Annotated in this window: 12 protein-coding genes (1 of these 12 running past the window's edge); 5 read left to right on the top strand and 7 right to left on the bottom strand. The window is 58.2% G+C overall.

Features of this window, described 5'->3' with window-relative positions:
• The 7 genes from RGW60_RS05465 to RGW60_RS05435 form a co-directional block, all read right to left on the bottom strand.
• On the bottom strand, positions 1-1,932 hold the 5' portion of the coding sequence (locus tag RGW60_RS05465) for an EAL domain-containing protein (protein ID WP_322202872.1). 999 nt of this gene lie to the left of the window's left edge; only the first 1,932 of its 2,931 coding nucleotides appear in the window; it begins with the start codon at positions 1,930-1,932; its stop codon lies off the left edge, out of view.
• A gap of 281 nt (positions 1,933-2,213) precedes the next feature.
• Positions 2,214-2,894: a deoxyribose-phosphate aldolase gene (gene deoC, locus RGW60_RS05460; RefSeq protein WP_322202870.1), complete on the bottom strand. Its 681-nt coding sequence runs from the start codon at positions 2,892-2,894 to the stop codon at positions 2,214-2,216.
• Between the two features lie 484 nt (positions 2,895-3,378).
• Positions 3,379-4,986: a GMC family oxidoreductase gene (locus tag RGW60_RS05455; RefSeq protein WP_322202868.1), complete on the bottom strand. Its 1,608-nt coding sequence runs from the start codon at positions 4,984-4,986 to the stop codon at positions 3,379-3,381.
• Between the two features lie 66 nt (positions 4,987-5,052).
• Positions 5,053-6,270, bottom strand: a complete 1,218-nt coding sequence (locus RGW60_RS05450) for a mandelate racemase/muconate lactonizing enzyme family protein (RefSeq protein ID WP_322202866.1) — start codon at positions 6,268-6,270, stop codon at positions 5,053-5,055.
• A gap of 1 nt (position 6,271) precedes the next feature.
• On the bottom strand, positions 6,272-7,621 hold the full coding sequence (locus RGW60_RS05445; protein ID WP_322202864.1) for an MFS transporter: 1,350 nt from the start codon (positions 7,619-7,621) through the stop codon (positions 6,272-6,274).
• A gap of 83 nt (positions 7,622-7,704) precedes the next feature.
• Positions 7,705-9,129 (bottom strand): aldehyde dehydrogenase, encoded by a 1,425-nt coding sequence (gene aldA / locus RGW60_RS05440; RefSeq protein ID WP_322202862.1) that lies wholly within the window; start codon positions 9,127-9,129, stop codon positions 7,705-7,707.
• Positions 9,130-9,274: 145 nt separating this feature from the next.
• On the bottom strand, positions 9,275-10,207 hold the full coding sequence (locus RGW60_RS05435) for a LysR substrate-binding domain-containing protein (RefSeq protein ID WP_322202860.1): 933 nt from the start codon (positions 10,205-10,207) through the stop codon (positions 9,275-9,277).
• 828 nt (positions 10,208-11,035) lie between these two features.
• On the opposite strand from RGW60_RS05435, the gene RGW60_RS05430 reads away from it, so the two are divergent.
• The 5 genes from RGW60_RS05430 to RGW60_RS05410 all read left to right on the top strand — a co-directional run bounded on the left by RGW60_RS05430 (position 11,036) and on the right by RGW60_RS05410 (position 17,449).
• Positions 11,036-12,670 carry an ABC transporter substrate-binding protein gene (locus RGW60_RS05430; RefSeq protein WP_322202858.1) on the top strand — a complete coding sequence of 545 codons (1,635 nt, stop codon included), beginning with the start codon at positions 11,036-11,038 and terminating at the stop codon, positions 12,668-12,670.
• 75 nt (positions 12,671-12,745) lie between these two features.
• On the top strand, positions 12,746-13,699 hold the full coding sequence (locus tag RGW60_RS05425) for an ABC transporter permease (RefSeq protein WP_322202856.1): 954 nt from the start codon (positions 12,746-12,748) through the stop codon (positions 13,697-13,699).
• Positions 13,696-14,532, top strand: a complete 837-nt coding sequence (locus RGW60_RS05420; RefSeq protein ID WP_322202854.1) for an ABC transporter permease — start codon at positions 13,696-13,698, stop codon at positions 14,530-14,532. The genes RGW60_RS05425 and RGW60_RS05420 overlap by 4 nt, the downstream gene beginning before the upstream one ends.
• A 2-nt stretch (positions 14,533-14,534) precedes the next feature.
• On the top strand, positions 14,535-16,181 hold the full coding sequence (locus tag RGW60_RS05415; RefSeq protein ID WP_322202852.1) for an ABC transporter ATP-binding protein: 1,647 nt from the start codon (positions 14,535-14,537) through the stop codon (positions 16,179-16,181).
• Between the two features lie 161 nt (positions 16,182-16,342).
• Positions 16,343-17,449 (top strand): hypothetical protein, encoded by a 1,107-nt coding sequence (locus RGW60_RS05410; protein WP_322206849.1) that lies wholly within the window; start codon positions 16,343-16,345, stop codon positions 17,447-17,449.
• Positions 17,450-17,469: the final 20 nt, after the last annotated feature.

The raw sequence follows: 17,469 nt of genomic DNA, 5'->3' as shown, positions 1-17,469 counted from the left end.
GAACGCAGCCAGAATACGCTCCGCAATATCGATTACTACTTCAAGCGGAGCTTCAGGTGCCATGACCGCAAACTCATCTCCGCCCAATCGCGCCAGTAAGTCGGATTCGCGCAAACAGCCGCGCAAACGATAGGAAGCCTCACACAGCAGCAAATCACCAAAATGATGGCCCAAGCTATCGTTGACGACTTTGAAACGGTCCAAATCGATAAACATTACCGCTAAAGGTCGGCCATTCTTGCCAAAACGCACCCAAGCGGCGTCTAGACTCTGTTGCAGGTAGGTCCGATTTGGAAGGCCGGTTAATCCGTCATGGGAGTTCTCGTGCTGCAACTTGGCATTCGCATTATCAAGTTCACGGGTACGATCCTGAACCCGGGCTTCAAGTTTTAGATTGGCCGTGTGAATCGCATCTGCGGCACTGCGTCGGGACAATGCGGTGTCGATGTGCCGTGACACAAAAGTCAGTAATTCTTGATCACGCATAGAGTAACTGAACTGGGTGCTGTAGCTCTGCACCACCAACACGCCACGAACCACATCATTTTCGAATAACGGCACGCCGAGCCAAGATTGAGATAGGGCAGCATCACTGAAAATATCGATTTCACCCCTATCCTTCAAGCGCGATGCCTCTGCGGCGTCGATCAGACAAGGCTGCCGTTGGCGAATTACATACTCCGTAAACCCTCGCTGGCCACGGCGCGCAAACGGACGCCCGCCAAGCTGCTCATCGACGTAGTAAGGAAAGGTGACCTCTGAGGTAGCTTCGTCAAATAGCGCGATGTAGAAATTTTTCGCAAACAGTAAATCACCGACGATTCCATGCAAACTCCGAAACAACTCAGCCATATCGCCAGGGCGGCTGGACAGTTCAGCAATCTGGAACAATACGTTCTGTAGGTGCTCGGCACGTTCCCTGTCGGCAACTTCTTGGCGCAGTGCATCATTGAGCGCCGAGAGCTCCAGTGTCCTGCGCATGACTGTCTCTTCAAGGTCCGCTCGATGCAAAAGCCGGTCGAGCGCCATTGCGACATGACGTGCCACTACCAAAAACAACGCTCGGTCTTCCGCACTGTAAATGCGAGACACGTCATATACCTGCATCGCCAACATACCGAACACTTCGTCGGAGGCGTTTTTAAGCGGTGCCCCCATCCAGAACTGAGGACGATCACCTACGCAGAAAAAACGACCCTCGGCCTGTGCAGCTCGGATCTCGGCGGCATCAACCAGCAGCGGCTGACCCGACGTGAGTACTTGCCCGGTCATCGAAAGGTGCGTGGGATCCAGATATTCGTAGTTCTCGGATTCCAAAGCATCAACATCAATAATGTCGACGTAATACGGGTACGCAATCTTGCCCGTGTGCGGATCATAGAGCGCGAGGTAGAAATTTTCCGCATCAATCAGCGTCGCAAGAAGTTGGTGAATACCCACCAGGAATACTGATCGGTCGCGGGTAGAGCTAGCAAGGTAGGTAATTTCATACAGAACGCGTTGAGTGATCTGAGCGCGTGCTAACGTGTCCGTTTGCACCTGACGGCCCAAGCGCAATGCGAAATCGGCAAGTTCCGGCTCGTCAGCGTCATCCAGCGGCGCCAACAGCCAACCCAAAACACTTTCCCCCGACCCAGTCGGCCAGCAATACAATCGCCCTGCGCAGAAATTCTCGAACGCCTCGTTGGCAATAATGGATGGCCACTGCGCGCGTGCATCACCCTGTCCCACTAGATGTAACTGCTCGCCCGCTCGGTACACCGCCCAGGCAGTTGAATGCGGCCAATTACGCGCGGCATCTAATAAGTGCTTGATCGAATCCTCACGACCAACAGCCGTCATCCCATATCCCTGTTTGCTCGTTGATTGAGGTATCACGACGTTATCAGCTTTTGGCTGCCGCAGGGCGTCTGTCACAGGACGAATGCTCATCAGCGCTCCATGCCAGGAACTGGCAGTACTCATCTTAGTGATTGCTAGCAAGTCGGCGCTGAACGTGTCATTCAAAGCTTTTCGCTTTTTTATTCAATAGTTTTATACCCTTAAGTACAAATCGCCGTCGAAGCTTAATTCTCTAGTCAGCGTTATAAGTGGCAATCGCCTGCCGCGATGAGTGAATTCCCGGCTCTAATTTGATGCTGCCGCATGTTTTAAGATCCTAACCAATGCCGACGAGCATCACCAAGAAGGGCTCTCCAATCGCCCACATCAAATTAATACGCATTCGCCGCGACCTGGCCGTTACTGACGATAAAAATCCCGGAGCTAGTACCCAAGCGAGTTGCGCCGGCGTCGAGCATGGCTTGTGCGGTGGCCGCATCTCTCACACCACCCGATGCTTTGACGCCAATGTCCGGGCCGACCACCCGGCGCATCAGCAGTACGTCATCCAATGTGGCGCCACCATGTCCGAAGCCGGTAGAGGTTTTGACGAAGCCAACTTTTAAGTCGCGACAGATTTCACAGGCATGAATTTTCTCTGCCTCGTTGAGTAGGCCGGTTTCAAGAATCACCTTGAGCGTTACCCCTTTGCAGGCGTTGAACACTTGAGCGATGTCCTCACGCACTTGATTCAGTAAGCCATCCTTAAGCCAACCAACATTAAGCACCATATCTATCTCACTGGCGCCAGCCTCGATGGCAGCGCTGGCTTCAAACGCTTTAGCTACGCTCAACCCCGCCCCCAACGGAAAGCCGATAACGGCGCACACCAACGGCGATGTATTGCGCAAACACTCCACGGCCAATGGCACGTTGGCGCTATTGACGCACACCGATTTAAAACCGTGCTCAATCGCCTCTTCACACAGGTGCCGAATGGCGGCTTGCGACGCGTCGGCAGCAAGCAGTGTGTGGTCTATGTAGGCGGCAAAAGCGGAAGTCGAGGCTGGCATAACAATGTCCTTTCCAAGGTGCAGCGAGGCAGCTGCGAAAATGTTACATTTAAATCATTAAATGTTAATAATCTCACATTGTAAATACTTTAATGAATCTCTACTCAGCGAAGAAATCGCGGCTTTTTTTGAGCTAAAAACTACGCGAAGTAACGCCGCACATTAGCGAAATGCTATTCAAGTCGCCTAGTGATTTTCTGCGCTCTATCTACCTTGAACTTCATCTCCCCAAGCGATGCGATTACTTATCTATTAACAGAGGAATACGCTCAGCTCGAAGAGGTAGGGGCCGGAGGCAGCACTATGTCCTTTCGCACCCTGCCAATAGACGAAGCGAGCACGAAAACCGATGACTCATGTGAATTTTACGAACATAAAAAAGCCCGATACTGTGAGTACCGGGCCGCGCAAATCTCTGGAGGGAGACTCGCAGTGGGTGCTTTCCGAACAGGCTCCCAAGGTTTTTCGATCAATATGCAACGAATCAGGCGTCTTGCAAAATCAGGTCGGCGCCCCTCTCCGCAACCATCAGTACTGCGGCGTGGATATTACCGCTCGTCACATTGGGAAAAATTGACGCATCGACGATGCGCAAGCCATCGATGCCATGGACTTTAAGCCGTTTATCGACCACCGACTTCTGTACATCCGCACCCATCGCGCATGAGCCGCACAGGTGATAGATCGAACCGCTGTTTTCGCGAAAGTATTGCAGCATCTGCTGGTCGCTTTCGACCACTGGCCCGGGCAGCACTTCCGCAACCGTGATGCTTTTCAAGGCCGGCGCCTGCATGATTTTGCGCATCAGCCGACTGCCCTGGATCACTTCGTCGATATCCTTTTGCGTGCTCAGGTAATTGGGGTCGATCAGTGCCGCGTCCCGAGGGTTCTTCGACTTGATCTCGATATGCCCGCGGCTGGTCGGCCGACACGGGTTGAAGCACAGCAGGAAACCGGAATACGGCTCGGGCTTGAGGCTGGCCTTGTTGTTTTTCGGGATCTGGTACGACAACGGGTTGAAGTACAGCTGCAGGTTCGGGTTGGCCTGCGCCTCGTTGCCACGAAAGAAACCACCGGCCTGATTGACGCTCATCGCCAAGGCACCCTTGCGGGTCAGCAGGTATTTGAGGCCGAGCTTGAGCTGGCCGAACAGCGAGCTGAGCTGGTCATTAAGCGTCGGGACATTAGCTTTGTAGTAGTAACTGGCGCACAGGTGATCCTGAAGGTTCTGCCCCACCGCCGGCAGGTGCTTGACCAGCGGAATCTGGTGCCTGGCTAGCAACGCCTTATCGGCGACACCGGACAGTTGCAGAATCTTCGGTGTGTCGACGGCACCGGCGCAGAGGATCACTTCCTTGCGCGCCTGAAAGGTGCGGACGAGGCCGTGTTGAGTTACGGAAATGCCGCTGGCCCGATCGTTCTCGAACAACACCCGGTCCACCAGCGCGTAATGCTCGACCGTCAGGTTCGGGCGGCTGAGTGCTGGATGCAGATGCGCAAAACTACTGGAGCTGCGCTGGCCGTCCTTAGTGTTGACGTCGTAGATGCCCGAGCCTTCGAATTTCGGGCCGTTGAAGTCATCACTGTGCGGATAGCCGAGTTCGTCGCACCCCTTGAGGAACACATCGCAGATCGGATGAGTCTGGCCCTTCATCGGGGTGATGCTGATCGGGCCGCTGCCACCGTGGTATTCGCTGTCGCCCAGTGGATGGTTTTCCAGTTTGCGGAAGTACGGCAGCACGTCCTTGAAGCCCCAGCCATCATTGCCGTTGGCCGCCCAGTCGTCGAAGTCATGGGCCTGGCCACGGACGTAGACCATCGCGTTGATCGAGCCCGAACCGCCCTGGACCTTGCCGCGCGGGGCATAGATTTTCCGGCTATTCAGCTGCTTTTGCGGTTGGCTGTAGTACATCCAGTTGAAGGTCGGGTTGTAATACATTTTGGCGAAGCCGACCGGGATCTTGAACCACAGGGAACTGTCCTTGCCGCCCGCCTCCAGCAGTAACACCGTATATTTCCCCGAGGCCGAAAGCCGGTTGGCGAGGATGCAGCCCGCGGCGCCTGCGCCCGCGATGATGTAGTCGTATGTCATTTAAGTCATTGTCCAAATAAACCGTCAGGCGCAAACCCTGTGGGAACGGGGTTACGCCATTTTGCGTCAGCCTCTGGCCGGCGATGTGTCTTTGACGTCTGCCGGAGTCGGCGCCATTTGCAGGTGCAAACGCTCGCCGATGTACGGCGAATGCCTGCGCACCACGTCCATGTTCAGCTCTACCCCAAGGCCCGGCTCGGTAGAGGGGATGATGTAGCCGTCTTCCCATTGCAACGGTTTGGTCAGGACTTCGGCATGGAAACCACCCCAGGTCATGATGCTTTCCTGAATCAGGAAGTTCGGTGTGCAGGTCGCCAACTGGAAACTCGCCGCAGCACCAATCGGCCCGTTGTAGAGGTGCGGGGCGATTTGCGCGTAATAGGCTTCGGCCATGCTTGCGATCTTCTTGGCTTCCAACAGTCCGCCGCAGCGCGCCACGTTCATCTGCAGAATCGACGCACCGCCAGCCTGCAACAGCTTGAAGAACTCGTACTTGGTGGTCAGACGCTCGCCGGTGGCAATCGGGATTGTGGTCTTGGCGGCGACTTGCGCCATGGCGTCTTCCTGACCCGGCGGCACCGGTTCTTCGAACCACAGCGGGTCGTACTTCTCCAGGCGCTTGGCCAGGCGAATCGCTGACGATGGGACCATTTGCCCGTGAGTGCCAAACAGCAGGTCGCACTTGTCGCCCACCGCTTCGCGAATTTTGCGGCAGAACGTTTCGCAGCGTTCTAGCACTTCCAGCGAGATCTGGTGCCCGGAGTAGGCGGTGTAAGGCCCGGCCGGGTCGAACTTCACGGCGGTGAAACCTTTGTTCATGTTCTCGATCGCACATTCGGCAGCCAGGTCCGGGTCGTCGTAGTCGTACTCGCCCTTACTGTTGACCGGGTACAAATAGGTGTAGGAACGCAGGCGCTCGTTGACCTTGCCGCCCAACAGTTCATAAACCGGCTTATTCGCCGCTTTACCGATGATGTCCCAGCAGGCCATCTCAAGGCCGCTGACCACCCCCATCATCGTCAGGTCCGGACGCTGGGTGAAACCGCTGGAATAGGCCTGACGGAAAAAGCGTTCGATGTGGTGCGGGTCGTGATTCAGCAAGTAGCGTTCGAACACGTCTTCGATGATCGGCAGCATCGCTTTGGGGCCAAAAGTCGCGGCGTAGATCTCGCCGACGCCTTCAATACCGCAATCGGTCTTGAGCTTGACGAACAGCCAGTACATACCGCCGATGTGCGGCGGCGGTACGGCAACGATATGGGTTTCAAGGGCGACGATTTTCATCTCAGGCACCTGTTTTATTCAAAGAAGTCTTGATCAAAGAAGTCTTGATCACAGATTTACGGCTGATACGAGCACGCAAGGTCAGGGCCGCGAGAGTCCCGAGCAGGCCGACGAAAGCGATGTAGCCGAAATACAGCTTGTAACCAACGGCACCGGGGAAATGCTCGGTGAGGTAGCCGTTGATCAACGGAATAAAAGCGTCTGGCAGGTAACCAACCACCGAGACGATGCCGATGGCCAGGCCGGTGATGCGCAGCGGTATGTTGCAGGTGTCGAGGATCGCCCAGTACAAGCCGCGAATCGCGTAAGTCATCAGGCCGATGAAGATCACCGTACCGATCAACAGGCCCATGCTGTTGAGCGCCGGGAACACGACCAGGCCGACCATTGCCAGTGTCGCGAAGAACAGCGCCACAATCAGCACCGAGATGTTCGAGAACTTGTCACCGAGCCAGCCGCCGCCAATCCCGCCAATCGGACGCATCCACAACTTGATGGTGGTGATGGTGCCGGCCATGACCGCGGTCATACCGCCGCCCTGAAGGTAATCGGAGAAACTGTAGGTGGCCCAGAAGATGTGATAACCGCAGAACACAATGGCTGTCACCAGCCACAGCTCCGGGATTTTTACCAGCGTGGCCAGGTCGCTGAGCAGGTTGTACTTGCCCTTCTCCACTGGCGCGGTGTCTTCCATCGACTTCGGATCTTTGATCAGTACCAGCACACAGCCGATGGCGATACAGGTGATGGCGTAGAGGTAGACCACGTGCTTGAAGCCTTCAGCGGCAGACTCGCCACGGGTTTCGGTGGCGAAGGCGAACAGCCCCAAAGCAACCGTCGCCAGCAAGGCTTCCACCAGGCCGCGACCGCCGTCGAGGATACCGAAGAACCGGCCCTGTTCAGTGTGGTGAGCAATCATCTTCACCCGCTTGAGCACCGAGGCCCAGAACGTCAGGCCAGTGGTCAGCCCCCAGCAACCGAAGATGATCATCAGACCGATCATCGACGGCGCCGTGGAGTACCAGAGCCCCAGGGCTCCAGTGGCCACCAGTGAAAAGAAAATCAAAAAGCGTGGCGCGATCCGGTCCGCCAGCCAGCCGCTCGGCAAGTAGCTGAGCAAGAAAATCGTCCCCAGCATCGAGTACAGATAACCCAGCTCGCTGTGGTTGATTTGGAACACCTCAAGCATGGTGGTCTGGTAGACCTGCCGCAGGTACAGGATCGGGTAGATCGCCCCGGCGGCCAGCACCAACAGCATCAACTGGACGTAGCGACTTCCCTTGTCACTGTGGCTTTTTGCACCCGCGTTCGAACCCTGAACAGCGGCAAAAGTGGTTACAGGCTTGGACATCTGTGAGACCTCGGGCAGCCCGGTGGTCCGGGCGCGCCAATAATTATTTTTATAGGTGCTGCGGGAGGCGTGTTGCAGGTGGATCAGTACTTCATCACCACGAGTCGGGTCTGGGTGAATTCGAGCATGCCGTGCTTGCCGTCATCACCACCCAGACCAGAGCGTTTCCATCCGGCGTGGAAGCCCTGGTACGGGTCGGCCGGAGTCCTGTTGACGTACAACTCACCGGCCTCGATGGCGTTGGCAACTTTCATGGTGGTGCGGTAGTTCTCGGTGTACAGCACCGACGACAGGCCGAACTGGTGGTCGTTGGCCATGGCCAGCGCTTCGTCGATGTCGTGATACTTGAGCACCGGCAGCACCGGGCCGAAGATTTCTTCCTGGATGATTTCCATGTCCTGGCGGCAATTGCTCAGCAGCGTAGGCGGATAGAAATGACCGGCGCCTTGCGGGATAAAACCGCCTGTTTCCAGTACAGCACCGTCGGCGACGGCGCGCTCGACCATGGCATGAATGTTCTGTTGCGAACTGGCGTTAACCAGCGGGCCCATAAGGCTCGCGTCGGTGGTGCGGTCGCCGAATTTTACGGCGCTGATTTTCGATTTCAGCAGCGCGAGGAATTGCTCGTAGACGCTTTCCTGTACGTAAACCCGCTCTACCGCCGTGCACAACTGGCCGCAGTGGGTGGTCTTGGATGCCACGATGGCGATGGCGGCGGCTTCAAGGTCAGCGTCGGCTTCGATGATCGCCGGGGTTTTTCCGCCCAGTTCCAGCGATGGCTTGGCGATGTTGACCTTGCAGTAATCGAGCACAATGCGCCCGGCGTTGACGCTGCCGGTCAGGGTGATCAAACCGACGGCTTTGTGGGTGCACACCGCAGCAGCGGTCGCGTGATCCATGGTCAGGATGTTGATTACACCAGCCGGCAAACCGGATTGCTGCACAGCCTTGGCGATTTCAAACGCCGAGGTCGGGGTGTTGTTGCTCGGGCGCACCACCACGGTGTTCCCGGCAATCAACGCCGGGGCGATTTTACGCAGCAAGGTGTAGACCGGGTAGTTGAACGGAATCAGACAGGCGACCACACCGATTGGCTCGCGGTGCAGGAACAGGTTTTCGTTAGGCGTGTCGCTGGGAATGATCTCACCTTCGATCCGCCGCGCCCACTCGGCGTGGTAACGGGTGATCTGCGCGGCGTAACGAGCTTCGTTGCTGGCGTCGGCCACGCTCTTACCGGACTCGGCGGCGAGGGCAGAACCGATGTTTTCGGCGCAGGCTTCGAGGGCGTCGGCGAATGAACGTAGGTGCTCTGCGCGCTCGATGCTGGTGAGCTTGCCCCAGCGCTTCTGGGCGGCGGCGGCAGCCTCAACAGCTGCGGTGGCTTCAGCGCTGGTGGCGGCCGAAACCTGACCGACCAAGGCTTGGGTCGCCGGGTTGTAGACTGCAATCAGCGCATCGCTGGCAGGCTCAATAAAGTGACCGTTTACAAAGTTTCGCTCGAGTCGCATGTGAATCGCCCATCGTTGTTTTTATCCAGTTCCCGCAGTCTTGGCATCCTGAGGGGGTTGAACAAACGATTTATTGAGCGCGGGAACATTCGAAAAAGGCAGGTTACCCCTTAACGAATCAAAATCCCTGTGGGGGCGGGGGAGTTTAGCTGGCGGCGGTGGAGGGTTCGAGCTGCCTTTGCGCCAACCAGATTTCTTCTTGCAACCACTGGCTGAACACCTGCAATTGCGGCATCAACGTTTGCTCCGGCCGGGTTACCAGCCAATAGGATTGATGCCCTTCCACATGCACGTTCAGTACTTGGGTCAACTGCCCGCTGGCCAATTCCGGCGCGACCATGTGCCAGTCGGCAATGGTGATGCCTAACCCATCGGTGGCCGCGCGAATCGCCAAGTCCAGCAGGTCGAATTCATAACCGCCCTGGGTATCGACGCCGCTGATTTTCGCCGCATCGAGCCAGTGTTTCCAGGTCAAGTAACGCTGGTCTTCCCGGGCCAGCACGTGCAGCAAAGTCAGACGATTAAGGTCGATCCCGCCTTCGCTCCATTCCCTTGCATACAGGGACGGCGTGCACACTGCGATGTGCCGTTCCTGGATCAACAGCGAGCTGTCCAGGCCATCCCACTCGCCATCGCCAAACCGGATCGCACAGTCCAGGGTACTGGTTTGCGCCAGGCTGTCTTGCAAGCGCGTGGTGATGCTCAGCTCTAATTCAGGATGCTTCTCCCGCAGCCGTCCGAGGCGCGGCATCAACCAGCGACTGGTGAAGGTCGGCGGCGCATTGATGTGCAGGCGATTGGCGTGGGATTTCTGCTGAATACTGCGCACCGTCAGCTCGATTTTGTCGAAGGATTGATGCAGCGCCCGCAGCAAAACCCGGCCGGCGCTGGTCAGTTCGAGGTGATGATGCCGACGCTCCAGCAGGTTCTCGCCGAGCTGTTCTTCGAGCTGACGCACTTGGCGGCTGACCGCACTTTGGGTGACATTAAGCAACTCCGCCGCCCGGGTAAAGCTGCCGGTGCTGCCAGCCACTTCGAAGGCTTTGAGCGCATTGAGCGCGGGCATTTTGCGTTTCATGAACAGTACTCGCGCAGGGGCTGACGAGTGCCAAGCATCCCACGGCTTGTGGGAAATTTCCTGAGTAACATGCATTTTTGTGTTGTGCGGTGCGATTTCGATGCGGTCGCCCCACCCTGTCAACACCGCGAATCTTCGCCTGCCCCGAAAAGCCCGGAATCAGCGAAATCGAACTGGGGTCGCACCTGCACCGACGTGGTCGGGCGTTTCGGCTACTACACGGACTTTTCGCGAACCTTCCTTCGGCGAACAAGCCGCCACTGCCGAACAACAGGAGCTTTACAAGCTGGCTTACGAGCAAGTGCAGACCAACTTGGAAATGCTCAAGGTTTCCGACTACCCGTTCAATCCACGCCTGATGCCGCGTTGCATTGCCCCGAACGGCGCCGTTACCTCTTCGACACCGTCCGTTTCCCCCTTGTTTCCACCTGGAACAAGGGGCATTTGTGGCCACCGCACAGTGTTTCGTACCCGCGCTTTCATCCGTCCGGCCTGTCTAGCTCAAGCGGCAGCCTCCCTTACGGTCAGTAACATGCGTTTATCGAACGTTTAAGCGTTGAATTTATCGTTTGTCGATCTTCGCCCAGATGACAAAACTGCGGGCATCTCTAATAAAAACAACATGAGAGCAGCCCTATGTCCTACCCCGCCTCCGTCCTCCTGATTTCGTTGCGCCTCGTTCTGCTGCCGGCTTCACGCCCGGCACGCCTGCGCCTTCGCGGTGCTTGCCACTGACAGTTTCGGTTCATCGAAAACCGACCGCGTCTGCCGCTCGCCCCCTCTGCGGCCAGTCGAAAAACGCACTTTTGCACGTTATCGGAGAGGCATATGAAAGACTTAATGACACTGGACGGCGCCCTGCCGCATCCAGCGGTAAACGACCTGTGCACCCAAGTCAAAAAGGGCGAGGTCAATCGTCGCCAGTTCCTGCGCACTGCCGCGCTGCTAGGCATCACTGTCGCCAGCGCCAGCACCTTTCTCGGCTCCGCGCTGCTCGGTAATTCAGCCCACGCCGCCGATGCGGTGACGCCGCGCCAGGGCGGTAGCCTGCGGTTTGCCTGCGCCATCCAGGAAATCCAGGACCCTATGCTGATCACCTGGATCGAAGCGTCGAACCTGCTGCGCAACTCCCTGGAATTCCTGACCTGGGTCGATGCCGATAACATCACTCACCCGTACCTGGCCGAGAGCTGGAGCCCGTCCGCAGACCTCAAGATATGGACCTTCAACTTGCGCCAGGACGTGAAGTGGAGCAACGGCGACAGCTTCAACGTCGAGGACGTGCAGCACAACATCGAGCGCTGGATTGCCGCCGATTCCAAGTCGGTCAACCGCACCGCGTTCCAGAACATCACTGCCTTCGAAAAAGTCGGCGACTTCCAGTTCCGTCTGGTGTTGAAGCGGCCGATGCTGGCGATCCCGGAGATGCTCAACGCCTTCACTTGCGCCATCGTTCACCGTAGCTTCAAGGCAGGTGACGATTGGGCGAAAAATCCGCTGGGCACCGGGCCGTTCAAACTGGTGTCGTTTGCGGTCAACAAGCAGGCGACCTTCGCCAAGCGTGCCGATTACTGGCGCAAATCGGCCAACCTCGACGAGTTGCGCTACGTCGACATGGGCACCGACATCTCCACCCACCTCGCCGCATTGCAGGCCGGGCAAGTGGACGTGTTGTACCGGGTGACCGTGGCCGAGCTCGACCTGGCCAAACGCTTGCCGGGCGCGCAGTTGCTGACCTGTAAATCGGCGCAAACCATCGTGATGCGCATGGCTTGCGACCAGAAGCCATTCGATGACGTGCGGATTCGCAAAGCGGTGGTGCTCTGCGCCGACAACGCTCAGATGCTCAAAATCGCCTATCGCGGCATGGGCACCCTGGGCGAAGACCACCATGTTGCCCCGTCGCACCCAGAATACTTTCCGCTGCCTAAACGCGCTCGTGACGTGGCTGGAGCGAAAAAACTCCTCGCTGAAGCCGGTCATACGAACGGTATCGACATCGACCTGATCGTCGGCAACACCCAGGGTCGCTACGAACAGGATTGCGCACAGATCCTGCAGCAAAACTGCGCCGAGGCCGGCATCCGCATCAACCTTAAGGTGATCCCGGCCACTCAATACTGGCCGATCTGGGACAAAGCCGCGTTCAGCCTGACCTACTGGGCGCATCGCCCGCTCGGCGTGATGTCGCTGGAACTGGCCTACCGCAGCGGCGCAGCCTGGAACGAAAGCCATTTCAGCGACCCGGCGTTCGACGCCGCGCTGGATAAAGCCATGGGCATCATCGACCCGCAACAACGGGCGGTGGCGATGCAAAGCGTCGAGCAGATCCTGCAAGACGCCTGCGTCATGGTCCAGCCGTTCTGGGGCGACAAGTTCACTGCCGCGAGCAAGAAGGTCCAGGGGTTTCAGGTTCACCCGTCAGACTTCTACCCAATGGATCAAGTCTGGTTGAGCGCCTGATTCACGCGCCGCCAACGACCCCGCCCACTCAGATGCGGCGGGCCGCTATCTCTTGATTAGCCGGAGCGTGCAAGCATGGCTGAATTTCTATTGCGCAAGATATTGGCGCTGGCGGCAACCTTGCTGTCGGTGTCAGTGATCGTGTTCCTGGCCCTGGAACTAAACATCGAGGACGTCGCGATCAACGTCCTCGGCCCCTACTCCGCCGCCGACCAACGCGCCGCGTGGCTGGTGGAACACGGTTACAACCAACCCTTCGTCTGGCGCTATCTGGTGTGGCTGAAGGATTTCCTCCAAGGCGACTGGGGCACCTCGGTGCACTTTCGGGAGCCGGTGATTGACCTGCTGCTGCCGAACCTCGGGCACACCCTGATCCTTGCGGGCCTGGCGTTGGCGGTGATGGTGCCGGTGGCATTGACACTCGGCATCCTGGCCGGAATTCGTCAGGGCTCGGCAGTGGATCGGTTGGTGTCGTTTCTATCGATCGTCACCACCTCGATCCCGGACTTCGCCAGTGCGGTGTTCGTCTCGGCGATCTTCGTGTTCTGGCTCAACTGGCTGCCGGGCGTGAGCAGCATGAGCGACGGCTTCAACCCAAGGGAACTGGCGTTGCCGCTGATGGTGCTGTGCCTGTTCGGCATAGGTTATCTGGCGCGGATCACTCGGGCCTCGATGGTCGAAGTGATGCAAGCGCCTTACATCCGTACTGCACGCCTCAAAGGCGCGTCCACTTCGCGGATCGTGCTGCGCCATGCGTTGCGCAACGTGCTGATCGCGCCGATCACCGTCATCATGCTGTACATCCCGTGGCTGCTGTCGAACGTGATCGTGGTCGAGGTGTTCTTCGCCTACAAAGGTTTCGGCTCACTGCTATATACCGCTTCGCTGAACCATGACGTCTACCTGATCGAAGCCTGCGCGATGATCAGCGGCATCGTGGTCGGCGCGACCAAAATCTTCTCTGACCTGGCCTACACCTGGCTCAACCCGCGCATAACGTTGCGCAGTCTTGCCGGAGGTGGCGAATGAACTTTCTCAAAGCGTTCAAACATCCCTTGGCATTGCTCGGTTTGCTGCTGGTCGGCGGCTGGGTGCTGATGGCGCTGTTCGCGCCGTGGCTGGCGCCCCACGACCCACTGGAAAGCTTCACCCCGCTGCTGACGCCGATGACTCCGGATAGCGACGGCCTGCGCTTCCTGCTGGGCACCGACATGATGGGTCGGGACATTCTGTCGCGGCTGATCTGGGGCACGCGCACCGTGTTGTTCTGGTCGATTTTGGCGACCCTTACCGCGTTCGGCGTCGGCATCGCAATGGGCCTGTGCGCCGGTTACTTCAATGGCTGGGTCGATGCGCTGCTGTCTTACGTCGCCGACACTGTCCTGTCGTTCCCGGTGCTGGTGTTGTACATCGTGATCATCATCGCCCTCGGCGCCTCAGCGCTGAATATCCTGATTGCAGTGACCTTCACCAGCGCCCCGGCAATCTTCCGGATCATGCGGGCACTGACCATCGACATCCGCTCCCGAGACTACGTGCTCAGTGCCATTACTCAGGGTGAAGGCTCGCTACGAATCATGCTGGTGGAAATCCTGCCCAACTGCGGCGGCCCGCTGATCGTCGATTTCTGCCTGCGCATCGGTTACACCGCAATCATGATCGGCGCCCTTGGCTTCCTCGGCCTCGGGCTGCCACCGCCGACTCCGGACTGGGGCGGCATGATCAACGAAGGCCGCAGCATGGCCATCGCCTTCCCGCACTTGGTGATCTTCCCGTGCATTGCTATCTCCACCCTGATGCTGGGCCTGAGCCTGTTGGCGGACGGTCTGGACGAACACGCCCAGAAAGGCACAAGGAGTTGAGCATGAGTCAACTGCAAGTACTGCGCGTAGAGAACCTCTCCATCGAACTGCCCGCTGGCGCCGACCGTAGCCATGCCGTAAAAGGCATCAGCCTCGACGTACGCAAAGGTGAAATTCTTTGTGTGATCGGCGAGTCCGGCTCCGGTAAATCGGTGCTCTCGGCCGCGATCATGGGCGACTACGCCAAGGGCCTGCGCCACAGCGAAGGGGTGATCGATTTCCTCGGTAACGACATCTGCCGCATGGACGAACACTCCCTGCGCCGGTTGCGCGGCAACCGCATTGCCATGATTTTCCAGGAGCCGATGGCGGCGCTCAACCCGGCGATCCGCATTGGTCAGCAGGTCGAGGAAATTTTCGACATTCACGCGCCGCAGATGCCCGCCATGGAGCGCCGCGAACGCATGCTCGTCCTGCTTGACTCCACCCAATTGCCCGACCCGCCACGGATCGCCAACAGCTTCCCGCATCAACTCTCGGGCGGCCAATGTCAACGAGTGGTGATTGCCATGGCGCTGGCGATGAACCCGGACTTGCTGATTGCCGACGAACCGACTACTGCGCTGGATGTGACCACACAGGCCCAGGTGCTGAAACTGGTCAGCGACCTGCGCGGTCGTGGTCAGCACGGCATTCTGTTCATCACCCACGACTTCGGCGTAGTGGCGCAAATCGCTGACCGCATCGCGGTGATGGAGGGCGGTGTGCTGGTGGAAATCGGTGAGCGCGATCAAGTGCTGAATGCGCCGAAACACCCGTACACCCGCAAGTTGATTGCCGCTGTTCCGGCCCTGCACCCAGAGTTGCACGCACCGTGCGCGGACGGTGAGTTGGCATTGCGCATCGAGCACCTGACCAAAACCTACAACGTCGGTGGCCAGTTGATCCCGGCGCTCAAGGATGTCTCGCTGCAACTGCCACGGGGCAAGACGTTGGCGATTGTTGGCGAGTCTGGCTCGGGCAAAAGCACCCTGGTGAAAGCGGCGATTCGGCTGGTGGAAAGCGACAGCGGACACGTATGGGTCGGTGACACCGATTTCCTCGCGTTGCGCGGTTCTGCGTTGGCGGCCAATCGGCGGCGGATTCAGATGATATTCCAGGACCCTTACGGCTCGCTCAATCCACGGCATCGGGTCGGCGACATCATCGCTCGCGCGGCCCAACTGCGCGGGTTGTCCGCCAAGGATGCGTGGACCGAGGCCGGTGACTTGCTGGAACAGGTCGGGCTCAAACGTGATGCGCTCAAGCGCAAGCCTCGGCAGTTCTCCGGCGGCCAGCGCCAGCGCATCGGCATCGCCCGCGCCCTTGCGATGCGCCCGGAAGTGTTAATCGCCGATGAAAGCGTCTCGGCGCTGGATGTCTCGGTGCAAAAGCAGGTGCTGGAGCTGCTCGCCGAGCTGCAACAACGCCTCAACCTGAGCATTTTGTTCATCACCCACGACCTGCGCGTGGCGGCGCAGATCAGTGACTACATCGCGGTGATGCGCCAGGGCGAAGTGGTGGAATACGGCACGGCGGAACAGGTGTTGTTGCGACCGCAAAATACCTACACCCAGACCTTGCTCGCGGCGGCACCCGGTGCTTCGGCGATCCCGGAGGTGTCTGCCATCGAACCAACGCTGAGGCTGATCCGACCGCAAACCAACTGATTCAACAATCCTTTTCCCAGGTAGCGGCGTTCGCTGCGCCATGGGCTGCTGTTACCAACGATAACTAAAAAAACAGGAGTATTACTGTGCGCACAACTACCCAGATTGCGGTCCGTTCCATCGCTCTCATTCCACTGCTCGGTGCCTTCGCGGCGCCGGCCATGGCGATTCAAATCACTGAAAACCTCGACCTCGGCGGCGCCGTCCGAGCGCGCTGGGACTATGACCCGGATCGCGACATCCAGAAGTTTAACTTCGACACCGCGTTCATCACCGCCAAGTACAACTCCAACACTTGGATCGGCGCGGCCAAGTACCGTTTCTATGGGCGGGCCTACCCTTACCAGTACACGAATAATGTCGGTGACGTGCAGTTCGCCGAATCGGCGTGGGTCGGCTACAAATTCAACCCCGACCAGCAAGTCCAGGTCGGCCTGAACCAGGTGCCGTTCGGTTTGCAGCCGTACTTCGGCAGCACCTTCTACGAAACCCTGGGCAACGTGGTCGGCTTGGAAGACGTGGAACAAATCGGCGCCAAGTACATTCAGCAAAGCGGCGACTGGAACATCCAGGCCGGTTACTACCTGCGCCCGGCGTGGCAAGGCAAAGGCACCAGCAATGGCGATACCTACTCCAGCGTCGTGTCCAAAGCCGACAGTTATGTCACTGACGGCAGCAACAATCAGGAACGCAACACCGTGGTGCTGCGCGTGGCCAAGGTGCTGGACTTGGGGCCATGGAAATCCGAAGTCGGGCTCTCCGGTCTGACCTCCACCCTGGAAAACCGTGATACCGACAACAATGGCCGGCGCAACGCCGTGGCCGTGCACTACATCGGCAAAAACGGCCCGTGGGGCGTACAACTGCAAGCGGCACGCCAGCAAATGTCGCCACGCAACGCCGGCACTGATGAGGTGGTCACTCTCGGCGGTTACGACGGCACTTACAACGTCGCCAGTCGCGGCAATTTGTACGTCGCCGACCTGAGCTACGACGTCGACGGCAAATACCTGTTCGACCAGATCAGCGGCGTGAAGCTGTACGCCAACTACAGCGCCTTCGACAAATCCGCCGACGCGTTCAAGACGTCGCAGCGATTGATCCTGGGAACCTCGTTTTCCTTCAGCAAACTGTGGATCGCGACAGAATGGTTGTACGGCAAGAACGATCCGTACATCGGTGGCAGCAGTTACACCCAAAGCCTGGGGGCCGGGGGTAGTAACCAGTGGGAGAATCAGCTGTACACGAACATTGGGTATTACTTCTGATCCCGATTATTTTGGAGGTT

Origin of the sequence: Pseudomonas sp. AB6 (assembly GCF_034314105.1) — a bacterium.
Lineage (GTDB): Bacteria > Pseudomonadota > Gammaproteobacteria > Pseudomonadales > Pseudomonadaceae > Aquipseudomonas.
This window is presented reverse-complemented; position numbering and strand designations above follow the sequence as displayed.